The sequence below is a fragment of the Haloferula sp. A504 genome (assembly GCF_044385805.1).
Taxonomy (GTDB): Bacteria; Verrucomicrobiota; Verrucomicrobiia; order Verrucomicrobiales; family Akkermansiaceae; genus Haloferula.
This window is the reverse complement of record NZ_JBISBU010000010.1, coordinates 93,133-105,642: the sequence shown is the minus strand read 5'-3', so window position 1 is coordinate 105,642 and position 12,510 is coordinate 93,133. Positions and strand designations below refer to the sequence as shown.

At 65.5% G+C, this 12,510-nt stretch carries 10 protein-coding genes; 2 read left to right on the top strand and 8 right to left on the bottom strand.

The window, feature by feature from the left end:
- Nucleotides 1–536: 536 nt before the first annotated feature.
- Genes ACG2LG_RS07430 through ACG2LG_RS07420 form a run of 3 tightly spaced genes read right to left on the bottom strand, consistent with a single transcriptional unit; the run spans nt 537 to nt 4,525 of the window.
- The gene (locus ACG2LG_RS07430) at nt 537–2,678 is read right to left on the bottom strand and encodes a cytochrome c biogenesis protein (protein ID WP_396257729.1); all 2,142 of its coding nucleotides are present in this window, start codon (nt 2,676–2,678) and stop codon (nt 537–539) included.
- A gap of 5 nt (nt 2,679–2,683) precedes the next feature.
- Complete coding sequence (locus tag ACG2LG_RS07425) at nt 2,684–3,904, bottom strand: cytochrome c biogenesis protein ResB (protein WP_396257727.1); 1,221 nt, start codon at nt 3,902–3,904, stop codon at nt 2,684–2,686.
- Nucleotides 3,905–3,949: 45 nt separating this feature from the next.
- Nucleotides 3,950–4,525, bottom strand: coding sequence for a hypothetical protein (locus ACG2LG_RS07420; RefSeq protein ID WP_396257726.1), 576 nt, complete (start codon nt 4,523–4,525; stop codon nt 3,950–3,952).
- 83 nt (nt 4,526–4,608) lie between these two features.
- Between ACG2LG_RS07420 and ACG2LG_RS07415 the strand changes: the two genes are divergently transcribed.
- The gene (locus ACG2LG_RS07415; RefSeq protein ID WP_396257724.1) at nt 4,609–5,499 is read left to right on the top strand and encodes a phosphatidylserine decarboxylase; all 891 of its coding nucleotides are present in this window, start codon (nt 4,609–4,611) and stop codon (nt 5,497–5,499) included.
- A gap of 63 nt (nt 5,500–5,562) precedes the next feature.
- Here the strand turns inward: ACG2LG_RS07415 and ACG2LG_RS07410 are convergent, their stop codons facing one another.
- The gene (locus tag ACG2LG_RS07410) at nt 5,563–7,476 is read right to left on the bottom strand and encodes a DUF4914 family protein (RefSeq protein ID WP_396257723.1); all 1,914 of its coding nucleotides are present in this window, start codon (nt 7,474–7,476) and stop codon (nt 5,563–5,565) included.
- A gap of 97 nt (nt 7,477–7,573) precedes the next feature.
- Here ACG2LG_RS07410 and ACG2LG_RS07405 point away from each other — a divergent pair, with 97 nt between their 5' ends.
- Nucleotides 7,574–8,209: a helix-turn-helix transcriptional regulator gene (locus ACG2LG_RS07405; RefSeq protein WP_396257721.1), complete on the top strand. Its 636-nt coding sequence runs from the start codon at nt 7,574–7,576 to the stop codon at nt 8,207–8,209.
- Nucleotides 8,210–8,224: 15 nt separating this feature from the next.
- Here the strand turns inward: ACG2LG_RS07405 and cobA are convergent, their stop codons facing one another.
- The 4 genes from cobA to ccsA are packed head-to-tail and all read right to left on the bottom strand — an operon-like array spanning nt 8,225 to nt 12,412.
- Nucleotides 8,225–9,736 carry a uroporphyrinogen-III C-methyltransferase gene (cobA, locus tag ACG2LG_RS07400; RefSeq protein ID WP_396257719.1) on the bottom strand — a complete coding sequence of 504 codons (1,512 nt, stop codon included), beginning with the start codon at nt 9,734–9,736 and terminating at the stop codon, nt 8,225–8,227.
- Complete coding sequence (gene hemC / locus ACG2LG_RS07395; RefSeq protein ID WP_396257718.1) at nt 9,733–10,656, bottom strand: hydroxymethylbilane synthase; 924 nt, start codon at nt 10,654–10,656, stop codon at nt 9,733–9,735. The genes cobA and hemC overlap by 4 nt, the downstream gene beginning before the upstream one ends.
- Entirely contained in the window at nt 10,653–11,645 is a 993-nt protein-coding gene (hemA, locus tag ACG2LG_RS07390; RefSeq protein WP_396257717.1) for a glutamyl-tRNA reductase, read from the bottom strand. The genes hemC and hemA overlap by 4 nt, the downstream gene beginning before the upstream one ends.
- Complete coding sequence (gene ccsA, locus ACG2LG_RS07385; RefSeq protein ID WP_396257715.1) at nt 11,645–12,412, bottom strand: cytochrome c biogenesis protein CcsA; 768 nt, start codon at nt 12,410–12,412, stop codon at nt 11,645–11,647. Before ccsA ends, hemA begins: the two co-directional genes overlap by 1 nt.
- Nucleotides 12,413–12,510 lie beyond the last annotated feature (98 nt).

The window sequence follows — 12,510 nt, the reverse complement described above, 5'->3', positions numbered from 1 at the left end:
CGGCGCTCGGAGTGGTCGGGATCACGATCCTGCTCTTCATCCGGCGCGCGCTGCGTGGCAGGAAAGGTTGCCCGGGCGGTTGCGGATGCTCTTCACCGGACTCCCGCCGCCCTCCGAAGTAGGCCCGCCTTTCGCCCGGGTGTCACTGAGAGTGGTGGGCAGAGCGGTTGGGGTGACCGCCATGCAGCGGTCCGCGGCCGGGCGTTTCAGGCCCGGTGTTCCTCCCTTGCTCCCTGGCTTCACTCCGCCCCGGATGAGGAGCCGCCGGGAAATCTAGACTGCGGCGATTCATCGCCGCTTTGATGGAGGCGATTCATCGCCGGTGGCCCGGCTCGCATTGAAATGCTTCGCCAAAGCGGCGATGAATCGCCGCACTCTAGAGGGGGGGATGCCTGCCGACCGGCGTCGGCCCCGGACGTGACCCGGACCGAATTCCACTGGCCCGGAGCCGGTGCGGAGGAACTCGCGGAGGTGGTCCGGTCGATCGCCCCCGGCTTCAGCGTGGCGATCGTCCACGACGAAAGGGCCGAGGTTTGTCAGGCCCCGGTGGCCCGCTGCTCCGGTTGCTTCGCCACCTCGGTGGAGGGATTCGGCGCCTGCACCTTTTCGATGATCATCGCGACCACCCCGAAGCCGATGAACAACAGCACCAGCATGTAGAGCAGGTTGATGTAACCGCCTCCCTCGGTGAAGCCGTAGTTGTGCAGGCCGGTCCCCAGCAGGTTCACGTGCCACCATGAGAAGGTGACGACGGCGGCGAGCCCGATCGAGGCGAGATGGATACCCCACTCGCGAATGAAGCCGCCCACCCTCGCATGCAGGATGGCCAGGGTGGTCAGCACGATCATCAGGGCGCCGTTTTCCTTCGGATCCCAGCCCCAGAAGCGGCCCCACGAATCATTCGCCCAGATGCCGCCGAGCACCGTCCCGACGAGCGAGAGGATCAGCGTGAGACAGACCATGCCATAAACCGAGCGGGTGAGCGAACGACGCAGACTCTTGTCGCCACCATCCAGGCGCAGACCGCGCAGCAGCACGTAGACCATGGCGAGAAGGGCCGCCACCAGGCCACCGGCATAGCCGAGGGTGATCGTAATCACGTGGGTCGTCAGCCAGTAGTTCGAGCGCAGCACCGCCACCAGGGGATCCATGTGATCGCTGCCGTCACCGACCTCGAAGAGCCTCGCCAAGGTGATGAGGATCGTTCCGGCGATGGGCAGGAGTCCCAGTGCCAGCCGACGCTTGCTGAACAACTCCGCAACCGCCCCGAAGATGACCACCGCCGCGGTGATGAAGATGATGGTGTCGTAGAGATTTCCCACCGGAGGCCGCTGCATGATGATGCAGCGCTTGACGATCGGGATCACCGTGTAGGTCAGCCCCGCCAGCGAAGCCGCCCACACCCCCCATGACAGATACCGCTGGGCATTGCCCCGGAGCATCCACATCACGATCGCCAGCACCGTCCCGATCAGGAAGAAGGCGAGCGCGTAGAGGAACCAGTTCTTCCGGTAGTAGTCCGCTTCGAGCTCGATCGAGGCATACTCCCCGCGCGCCTCCGCCCGCTCGACGAGGTCGGCCTTCAGCGAAGCGAGCTCATGCTGGAAGGCGAGCCGCCTGAAATACGGCAACTCCCCGGGGCTGGCGGTCTCCAGAAGCTCCGCGGCCTTTCCCAGGAAGACCTTGTCCTCATCCCCGGAGCCTGCCCGCTCCGCCATCCATGCCGCCAGCGCTTCGGCGGACTCGGGGGTATCGTAGAGCGTGCGCGACAGCCGCTCGACCGCCGCCATGTCCTCGATCGAGCCCTCCAGGTCACGCGTCTGCATTGCCATTGCATTCATCACCCGCTCACCCGGACTCAGCCAGTGATCGTCGGACTCGGCTTTCGGGGGAAAGAGGAACAGTCCGAACTTCGATGCATTCGCCCCCTGGAGGATCTGTTGGAGCAAGTCCTGAACGTGGGGCGGAATCGGTTGGTTGGCCGACTGGCTCTCGGCAAGCACCCGCCGGATTACCGGAGCGGTGGCCATGGCGGCGCTGACATTGGCACGCCGCGTCGCGGCGGAATCCGGCAGGCCGTCGACATCGACCATGCGCAGACCATTGCGCGCCATGCCGAAGACGCCGATCAACTGCTCGTAGCTGCGGACGTTCTCGGCCAAGGTCAGAATCTGGCTCTCCAGCGGCGTCCTCTCGCCCTTCTCGATGTCAGTGTAGCCCTGGGCCAGTTCCATCAGCCGATCGATTCCCGGCTCCAGTTCCGCGTAGGAGTAGCGGTCGCGCTTCTCGCGGGCCTTCACGCCGATCGCATCGACAACGGCCGAGTCCTCGACCCGGAACGATGGCTGGCGCACCGAGAGATGCGGTCGAAAAAGCGCATCCAACATCCAGGCCAGCGGGGTCAGCTTGACCGCCTCCTCGTCTTTCCCCGGCTTGAGCATCATCGAGCGCGCCCCATACAGCCGCAGCATCGTGAAGCCCGAATAGGTGGTCAGCGGCTTGATCCGCCCGCCGTCCTGCACCGGAATCGACTCGGCGATCGCGAGCGTCTCCCGGTCCCACGGCACATAGTCCTCGACCACCCGGTGGTCTTCGGGAGGACGCGCATCCCGCACCACCACCATCAGAGTCAGACCGATCAGCACCAGTCCGACAACGAAGAGAATCCAACGAATCACCTGGGTCATGTAGCCTTGGGTTTGGAAGTTGAGCGACCGGCGGAGGCGACCAGCTTCATGATGAAGTGAATCAGCAGCCCGAGCGTCACGACGTAGAGGCTCCATTCCGGCCACCGGTCGGCCGGATTGGAGACCACTTCAAAGCCCGAGAACTCAGGGCCGTCGGTCCGTTGCGGACCGCCGCTCATGGTCCGCTGGAAGAACGTGAAGCCGCTCCGCCGCATCGGTTCGTTCATGCGGATCTCGACCGGTACCGTTTCCGACTCGATCCGCTCGATCTTGCTCATGAAGGACTTCGGCCTGGATGAGTTCGGGAAATACTCGGCAATCGCGTCGGTGAGCTTGACCTCGTAGGGAACCGGGATCGTCTCCTTGACCATGCGCAGGGCGAAGGTCCGGCCTCCCGCCTCGATGACGTAGGGGGCGAAGGACTCCAAGCCGCTCGTCGGTTGCGGCACGGCGAGGATGAATGGATCACCCTTCACGCCGTCTTCCCGGATCACCCGGGCGTAGCAGCCCGGCGCATTGAGTTCACCCTCGATCTCGATCGGCAGGTCCCTCAAGGTCCAACCATCGATGGCCGGATTGGTGGTCCGGCCGTCCTCAGGGACGACCACGACATTCCTGGCCCAGCCGCTCAGCTCCAGGTCGAAGGGCAGCCCGGGAAACCGAATCGTGCGCGACGAATCGCGCCCCATCCGCCGGAGGTCCGCTTCGCCGGCCACATGGACCTCCCCGACCGCCTTGCCGTCGCGGATCTCGAAGGCCTCGATGGTCGGATCGGTGAGCGACACCGCGTAGTCGGCCTGCTCGCCCTCGAAAAGGAACATGACGCCACGCTTCTCGAAGAGCTGGGCCACCCCGCCGGCGGCGATCATGAAGATGATGCCGAAGTGCGCGAGCATGACTCCGGCGGTCTTCCAGCCCTTGCGAATCCGGACCAGCCCGCCAAGCGTCATGTTGAGCAAAAGCAGCGCGCAGACCCAGTAGCCGCCCGGCATGGGAATCACCAGCTTCCAGTCGTTCCACGGCAGCGGCATGTGCGCCTTCACATACCAGGAGGTCCAGTGGAAGTACTTGTGGAGCGTCGCCAGCAGGCCCTCGTCGACCATCTCCAGCGTTGCCAGCCAGGTCTGGACGCCGAGCAGCACCAGCAGCACCACCGCCAGGCCGAGGCCGGACAGCAGCCTCCAGACGGCAATCAAAGGTGACTTCTCCTTGCTCATGTTGAAATCAGGCCCCGGCCCTACGGTTCCCATCGGCCGGGTTGTTCAATTTGTCGTCCTCAATCCTTCGACGAAGGCTCTCAAATTTTCCTCCTGCGCCGCCACCTCGGCCCCGGGCCCGAGCATTTTCACCGTAAGGATCTGGCCCTCGTTCTCGGCGACCACGCCGAGCAGGCCCCAGCCGGACTGGGGCGACTGCCCCATGCCGCCGCCGAAGTCACCCTCCGCCTCGACCCACACCCCGCGATGGCCGGCCGTTTCGACCTTTTCGAGCCCCTCCAGGCCCCCGGCGTCGATCGCATCCCGGCCGAACTGCTTGAGCCAGCGGTTGACGTTGTCGATCACTCCGCCGCGACTCGCCGACACGTAGACCTGGCCCGCGGTCCCGAAGGTGTAGTTGAGCAGGCGGAAACCGGTCGGGGGCGCTTGCTTCCAGTCACCGGGAACCACGCCCGCCGCCACCGGCGAGGGCGGCGACTCGACCGGAACCCTCGGCTGCGGGCGTCCCGGTTGAAAACGCTCGTCGTTGTCCGCTTCGAGGTTCAGACTCTCCTCGCGCATGGTCAGCGGACGGGTTTCGTCCGCCACGACCTCCTTCCGCTCGCCACAGGAAACGAGCATCAGGGGGATTGACAGTAGCGCTGCTCTGTATTTCATCCGCCGCCCGATAGCCCTGCTCTGCGCCGTAAGCAAGCGATACCGGAATGTCCAAGCCCTCCATCGAGTTTTTCAACCGCCACCGGAACCGCCTCCAGCGCGAAGAGGTCTATGGCGAAGGCTTCCTGCGTTTTGCCTACGGCAACCCCCTCGGGCGGCTGGCTCTGCACGCCTTCATCAAGCGCCCGGTCTTTTCCCGGTGGTATGGCGCCAGGATGAGCGATCCCGCATCGGCGGAGAAGATCGCGCCCTTCATCGAGCAGTACGGGCTCGACACCTCGGAGTTCGCGGACGCCCCCGACTCCTTCCCCGACTTCAACGCCTTCTTCTCGCGCAAGCTGCGACCCGGGTCCCGCCCGATCGATCCCAAGGCGACGGTGGTCTTCCCCGCCGACGGCCGCCACTTCGGATTCGAGCGTGCTGCCGAGGTCCGCTCGGTCTTCGTCAAGGGCCAGAAATTCGATCTTGCCCGGTTGCTGGGCGATGCCGACCTCGCCCACCGCTTCGCGAAGGGACCGCTGGTGCTCTCCCGGCTCTGTCCGGTCGACTACCACCGCTTCCATTTCCCCTGCGACGGCACGCCCGCGGAAAGCCAGCTCATCGACGGTCCGCTGTTTTCGGTCTCGCCAATCGCCCTCCGGCGGCGCCTGGCCTACCTCTGGGAAAACAAGCGCCGGATCACCCGGATCGAAACCGAGGACCTGGGCCTGGTGCTGATGATCGAGGTCGGGGCCACCTGCGTCGGCTCGATCCAGCAGACCTACGTGCCCGGCCAGCCCGTTGCCAAGGGCGATGAGAAAGGCTACTTCGGGTTCGGCGGATCGAGCACCATCACCCTCTTCGAGCCGGGCACGATCGAACTCGCCTCCGACCTCCTCGAGCACAGCTCACGCCGCCGCGAGCTCTACGCGAGGATGGGCTCGCTGATGGGACACTGAGGCCCGGTGCCGGTGCCGCCGAAACGCCCCGGCAAGGGACGCTCCGGACGGGCACGTGCGGACTCAGTCTTCGTCGACGATCGTCGGATGATCGAGCAAGCGCTGGTAGTCGTCGGCGCTGCCGTTGTCGAAACAGCAATCGATGATCTTCCGGCCCAGCGGATCGAGGTCATCGGCACGGAACTGCTCGAGCTCGCTGAGGAAGAAGTCGCGAAGAATCGCCGCTCCGGCATCATACGCCTCCTCGCCGACTTCCGGCTGGGTGTGGACCTGGAAGAAATACGATCCGATCGGACGGCCCTCGACCACGATCGATCTCGGATTCCATCCCAGCAGCTGACAGCGCGAGGGCTGGACCTGGGTCGAGTTGAACTGGGCCCCTCCCCGTCTTGCCAGATACTCACGCGTGATCCACTGCGGCATGAAGCTCACCTCCCAGCAACCGATGTGCTGGTTCGGCATCAGGATGTAGCGCACCGACGGCGTGTCGCGAATCTGGTTGAGAAGCAGGTTCGCCTGGTCCACCCGGCGGCCGGTCGCGAAGGGCCAGTAGGAGCCGACTCCTTCCGATGACATCCCGCCGCTGTCGACGATGCTGGGATTGGCATGACCCCGCGGCGCCACCAGGCGCCACAGCCACGCCAGCGCGGGCGGCAGGAGGTGGAACATTCCGATGATCCCGTAGGTCGGTTTCGTGTTCGTGCACGGGGGGCAGCGCACGCCGAAGCTGCGGATGTCGACATCGACCGAACCCTCGACGATGCCGGGAACCGCCCGGCGTGGAATGACCACGCGGGGATTCGGGCAAGGCACGCCGGGCTCGTCCTGGGTATGCTCCCAGATGATTGCCGTGCTGCCCGGCTTGGCGTCGATGTTGAGAAACAGCAGGCCTTCCGGCGGCTGCAGCGTGAGAGACTCGAGGTGGGGGTCGGTGCCGTACTTCGTGAGGTGGTTGACCCGTACGAACCACGCATCCTCGGCATCCATCAGGCTCAACTTGCCCCGGCCCTTGTCCAATGAGGGGTGGCACAGCGCCATGTCGTCGGTGATCGGCCGCAGGTCGCAGGCCTGGGGCAGGCTGAGCGTCCGCTTCTCCCCCGTCACCGTGTTCTTGCCGAGCAGCAGGGATCCGTCCCCCTGGCGATGAACCTGTTCAAGCAACTCGCTCTTGCCGCCGCCACTGGCCCCCTCGTGGGAAATCACCAGCTGGTGCTCGTAGGGCGTGATCACCTTCACCGTGGAGCAGTGCATCGTGATCCAGTTCTCGGACTCGCCCTGATTGATCAGCACCCCGTAGATCCCCTTCTTGGCGCTCGGGCCGGGATACAGGTTGTAGCTGAAGAGCTCGTGCATGCCCTCCTTGCGGTTGTGCACCACGACCTGCTTGCCGTCGAAATGGGTGTGACGGAAGGGCGGCGCGACATAGATCACCGCCTTCGGAGAAAATCCCTCGGGCACCTCATCGGGGGTCAGCATCCCCTGCAAGAGTGCCAGTCCGAGCGCGAAGAAACCGGCGTTGTCGGGTGCCACCACGATCGCATCCACACCCTTTCCGGCAATCCCCGCCGAGAACGGGAAAATCGCCAGCGACTGGCCTGCCAGCCACTCCAGGGTCTCCTCGCGAAGCGGGTCGAAGGAAGTGCCGAATCGCGCCTGGTAGGTGGGCTTGTCGGTGGGGCGGTCGTCGCCGATCACCATGCAGTCCGGATCGCGCCGCCGCATGTAGGCCTCGACGTAGTTGGCGGCGATGCCGTTCTTGACCCGGCAGACATCGACTTCCGGAACCATTCCGCGCCCCGGCACCTCGTAGGCCACCCGGTGCCAACCCGCCTCGTCGGCATCCCGCACGGCAAGATCCTCGATCTCCTTGATGGTATTGGGAACGACGACCGAAGGAGCCCGGGCGACCAGTTTTTCGACCTCCGCGGGCAGATCGAACGGCAAGGGATTGGCGGCGGCTTGAGTGCTGTCTGACATCGAGCGATGATCACCATGGAATCGCCGTTGACGACTACGCATCTAGGGCGCTACTACGCATTTTGTGACCGCAATTTTGTCACAGTAGTGTCAACTCATGCCAACGATCGCGCAAACGGCCCTGCTCCGGCGTCTGGATGAAACCGGAGCACTTCATTCCCTGACACAGGACTTCCTGCTGATCACCGGCTTGCCCCTTGGATTCGTGGCAACCGGAGCCTCTCCCCCCGGGACAAACCGGATCGTGGCAACGGTCGGAAACGGGCCGCTCGTCCTCGGCGAACTCTCCTGCCCCGCGACCGACGACGCCACGAAGAATGACGCACTGCAACGCCTCCTGGGGAGCCTCGCCGAGAGCCTGATCAGAAAGGTCATCGACGCCTCCGGCGCGGGCCGCCGGCATGTTCTGCCGGCAACGGTCGAGCGCGCGGCGAAGATCCTCCGCGAGCGCTTCCAGGAGCCGCTGCGTCTGGGCGAAGTCGCGCACGAGATCGGCATCAGCCGGGAGAGGCTCTCGCGTCTGTTTCACGCCACCCTGGGAATCACCTTCTCGGATTATCTGAACCGCGTGAGGCTCGATCACTGCCGGAAGCTTCTCCGGAATCCCGCGGCGCGGATCGCCGAAGTGGCCTTCGAGAGCGGTTTCCAGTCGCTCTCCCAGTTCAACCGCCGCTTCAAGGCCGCCGAGGGGATCAGCCCGTCCAACTACCAGCGGCGGATGTCGGGTTCCTGAATCCCAAGCCTCCGGTCAGTCGACACCGCTCCACTGGCGGATCGCCTTCACAAGGCCCGGAATGTCGTGCTGCCCGGCCTCGAAAGCCGGCTCCACTCCGTGCTTCCGGAGGGTCGCGCTCGTCACCGGACCGATGCTCCCCGCCGCGCAGCCATCCGGCCACGGAAGCCCGAGCTTGAAGAAATTCTCCACCGTCGAACTGGAGGTGAAGGTCACCAGGTCGGCACCCTCTTCCTTGAACCGCTCGGCGGCACCGGTCGGATCGGCGGTCTCCGGCACGGTCTTGTAGGCGGCGCACTCGTCGACGATGGCACCCTGCTTCACCAGCCCGTCGTAGATGACATCCCGCGCCTCCTGGGCCCGGACCCAGAGCACGGTCAGGTTCTCGATCGATTCCTTCTCGAAGGCCTCGACCAGTCCTTCCGCGACGAAGCGCTCGGGCATCAGATCCACGCCGAAACGATACTCCTTCAGCTTGTTGGCGGTTCCCTGGCCGATCACGGCGATGCGCGGATTGCCGAGACTGCGGGCATCCTCGTAAATGGTGAAAAAGGCATCGAAAAAGCGCTCCACCCCGTTCGGGCTGGAAAAGACCAGCCAGTCGTATTCGTGGGCATGGGCCACCGACTCGGCGAAGCCCTGCTTGTCGTCGGGCTTCTCGATCCGGATGGTCGGCAACTCGACCACGTCCGCGCCCAGATCCGCGAGATCACGGCTCAGGGCACCCGCCTGCTCGCGGGTCCGGGTGACCACGATCCGCTTGCCGAACAAGGGCCGTGTTTCAAACCAGTTGATCTTTTCGCGCTCGGTCACCACGTCACCGATCACCGCCACGGCCGGACTTTTGAAATCCTCGCGCTCGGCGATGTCCGCGATGTCCGCGAGAGTGCCGTTGATCGTCCTCTGCCGGCCCGTCGTCGCCCAGCGAACCAACGCGATCGGCGTCGAGGGTTCCGCTCCGCCGGCCACCAGCGAGTCCGCGATCTCGCGCAATCTCGCCACGCCCATGAGAAAGACCTTGGTTCCCGGGGCCTTGGCGATCTGGGCGTAGTCGATCGAACTCCCGCCCTTGGTCGGATCCTCGTGGCCGGTGAAGAGCGTGAGCTGCGAGCAGTGATCGCGGTGGGTCACGGGGATTCCGGCGTAGGCCGGGCCCCCGATCGCGGAACTGATGCCCGGCACGATCTCGAAGGCCACGCCCGCTTCCGCCAGTTCCGCGGCCTCCTCGCCGCCGCGACCGAAGATCATCGGATCCCCGCCCTTCAGCCGGACCACCGTCTGCCCCTTGCGGGTGCGGTCGACGATCAACCCGTTGATCTGGTCCTGCGGCAGTACGTGATCCTTCGCCCGCTTGCCGACGTAGACCCTCTCCGCGCCGGGCTTCATCCAGCGCAGGATCTCCGGACTACTAAGGGCATCGTAGACCACTACGTCGGCACGTTCGACACATTCCTTGGCCCTCAGGGTCACCAGGCCGAGATCCCCCGGCCCCGCACCCACCAGATAACAGATTCCTTTCTTGCTCATGCCAATGATTCAAACAGTTCGCCCGCCACTTCAATGGGATCCTGGCCCGCCGCCGCCCCTTCCCGCGGCTTTCCACCCTCCTCCGGAAAGACCCGCCCGGTCATCGAAAGCACACCGTCCTCGAGGCGCGTGACCACTCCGACCGGTGTGTGACACCCCCCGTCGAGCAGGCGCAGGAACTCCCGCTCCGCGGTGATCCGGATGAAGGTCGGCTCGTCGTTGATCGCCGCGATGGCCCCGCGGGCCGACTCGTCGTCCGAGCGGATCTCGAAGGCGATCGCCCCCTGCCCGGCCGCCGGCAGGAACTCCGCCTCGTCCAAGGGGTGAAAATGCAGGGTCGTCTCCTCCAGTTCGAGTTCCGTGTCCATCGGGTGACCCAGTCGCACCAGCCCAGCCTCGGCCAGCATGATCGCGTCGAATTCCCCCTCCGCCAGCTTGCGCAGGCGGGTCGGCACGTTGCCGCGGATGTCGACGAGTTGCAGGTCCGGCCTGAGCCATTCGAGCTGTCTGGCCCGGCGCACGCTGCTGGTGCCCACCCGCGCGCCCTCGCCGAGGGCATCGAGCCCGCCGGGATCCGGAGAGACGAGCACGTCCCGGATGGGTGCCCGCGGCAGCACCCCGGCGATCTCGAAATGCTCCTCGAGCACCGTCGGCACGTCCTTCAAGGAATGCACCGCGATGTCGATCCGTCCCTCCTCGAGGGCGATTTCCAGTTCCTTGATGAAGACCCCCTTGTCGTAGATGCCCTCGGCCTTCGCCACCTCGGACAGGGCCACGTCCGTCCTCCGGTCCCCGGTCGTCTTGATCACCACCCGCTCGAGCGTCCGCTCCGGAAACGCCGCCCCGAGCGCCGCTTCCGTCGCCCTCGCCTGCACAAGTGCCAGCTCACTGCCGCGGGTTCCGATCCTCAACTTGCTCATGTCCCGGGCAGGTTCAGCTTTTCGAGTTCCTCGTCAATGATCCGCGCACAATCCTCGATCTGTCGCTCGCGCCGCCCCCTCGCCTCGGCGGCGAGCTGCTCGAGCGTGTCGATGTCGTAGAGATACACTTCCTCGATCTCGCCCACCTCCGGGTCGATGTCACGCGGCACGGCGATGTCGATGAGGAACAGCGGGCGGAACTTCCGCACGCGCCGCACCGCCTCGACGTGGAAGGGCTTGACCACCGGATGGGGTGCGGAGGTCGATGAAATCACCACATCCACTCCCGCGAGCGTCGCCTGCCAGTCGTCGTAGCGAACGGCCCGGCCTCCCATCTCCTCGGCCAGGCTCTCGGCCCTTTCAAAGGATCTATTGGTCACGAACACGCTGGTGGCCCCGCGCGAGACCAGCGCCTTGGCGGTCTGTCGACTCATTTCCCCGGCGCCGATCACGATCACCCGGCAGCCCTTGAGCTTGCCGAAAATCTTCTCCGCCAGCTCCACCGCCGTGCCGGCCACCGAGGTGGCCCCCTCCTGGATCGAGGTTTCGGTGCGGATCTTCTTGCCGATGCCGAAGGCTCGCTGGAACAGGCGGTTGAGCACGCCCGAGGTGGCCCCGGCCGCATGGGCCCGGCGGTAGGCGTCCTTGACCTGCCCGAAAATCTCGGTTTCGCCGAGCACCATGGAATCGAGGCCGCCCGCCACGCGGCACAAGTGCCTGGCGGCGTCGAGCCGGCGCATCTCATACCAGTGATCCGACGCACCGGTGTCCACCACCCGGCGCAGCGAGGCGATCATTTCGTCACCGGACGGACCCGCGAGGTAGAACTCGGTGCGATTGCAAGTCGAGAGCACCACGCCCTCCTCGATCCCCTGCGCCTCCGCCAGCTCCCGCGCCTTTTCGCCGAGGCGCACCGGCGGCACGGCGAAGCGCTCGCGGACTTCGACCGGAGCGCTGCGGTGGTTGAGACCGAGACAAACAAGCTCCATCAGACAAAGGCGAACACTGAAAGGGAAACGACGAACAGCAGGACCGTCAGCAGCGAGAACTTCCGGCCGGTCAGGCCGCGGAACTGCGAGATCCCGACCAGGGCGGCATAGGCGGCCCAGACGACCACCGCGGCGATCAGGTGCGCGCCGGCAGATCCCTCGTGGGGCATGCGGAAGCCGGCGACCACGCCCACCGTGAGCATGAGCCACCCGAGCCACAGCAACCGGCGCCCGGAGACCAGCAACTCACGCACCGGCGGCAGGTTGCGGAACAGCCCGGAATTCAGGTGGTGCTCCTTCAGTTGACGGTCGAGCACGAGGAACATCACCGAGGACACCGCGGCCAGTCCCAGCGCCCCGTAACCGAGCACCGACATCGCCGAATGCATTTCGCGCCATGCATTCGTGGCCACCACGCGCTGCGGGTCCCGCTCCAGCACACCGGGGATGAGCGCCATTCCCTGGAAAAGCACCACCACGGGTGCCGAGAAAAGCCCCAGCAGGGAAAGCCGGTAGGTCGGCCCGACGAGGAGGTAGATCAGCGTCAGCGACCAGGCGAGGAAGACGAGAATTTCTCCCAAGCCGATCAGCGGACAGGCACCGCGGGCCTCGCCCCGCACCGCGAGGAAACCGAGCTGGGCCAGAAACGCCCCCCCCATCCAGAAAACCGTGGCCCGGCTCCGGTGGCCGTGGCGGAGCGACCGCACTCCGACCGCCCCGCCGATCGCGGCGAGCAGCGTGGAAACGATCAAAAACCAGAAGTACACGCCCCCCCATGACCCTTCCCGGCCTTCCACGCAAGCGCTATGGAACGCTATGGAGTGGCGCCTTCCATGCGCCATGCCGGGGCGCGGCCGCTTTCAGC

Excerpts from the sequence above, each read along its gene's own strand:
- ACG2LG_RS07425 (WP_396257727.1), bottom strand. The coding sequence starts at position 3,904 with ATGAGCAAGGAGAAGTCACCTTTGATTGCCGTCTGGAGGCTGCTGTCC.
- ACG2LG_RS07420 (WP_396257726.1), bottom strand. The coding sequence starts at position 4,525 with ATGCTCGTTTCCTGTGGCGAGCGGAAGGAGGTCGTGGCGGACGAAACC.
- ACG2LG_RS07415 (WP_396257724.1), top strand. The coding sequence starts at position 4,609 with ATGTCCAAGCCCTCCATCGAGTTTTTCAACCGCCACCGGAACCGCCTC.
- ACG2LG_RS07410 (WP_396257723.1), bottom strand. The coding sequence starts at position 7,476 with ATGTCAGACAGCACTCAAGCCGCCGCCAATCCCTTGCCGTTCGATCTG.
- ACG2LG_RS07405 (WP_396257721.1), top strand. The coding sequence starts at position 7,574 with ATGCCAACGATCGCGCAAACGGCCCTGCTCCGGCGTCTGGATGAAACC.
- cobA (WP_396257719.1), bottom strand. The coding sequence starts at position 9,736 with ATGAGCAAGAAAGGAATCTGTTATCTGGTGGGTGCGGGGCCGGGGGAT.
- hemC (WP_396257718.1), bottom strand. The coding sequence starts at position 10,656 with ATGAGCAAGTTGAGGATCGGAACCCGCGGCAGTGAGCTGGCACTTGTG.
- hemA (WP_396257717.1), bottom strand. The coding sequence starts at position 11,645 with ATGGAGCTTGTTTGTCTCGGTCTCAACCACCGCAGCGCTCCGGTCGAA.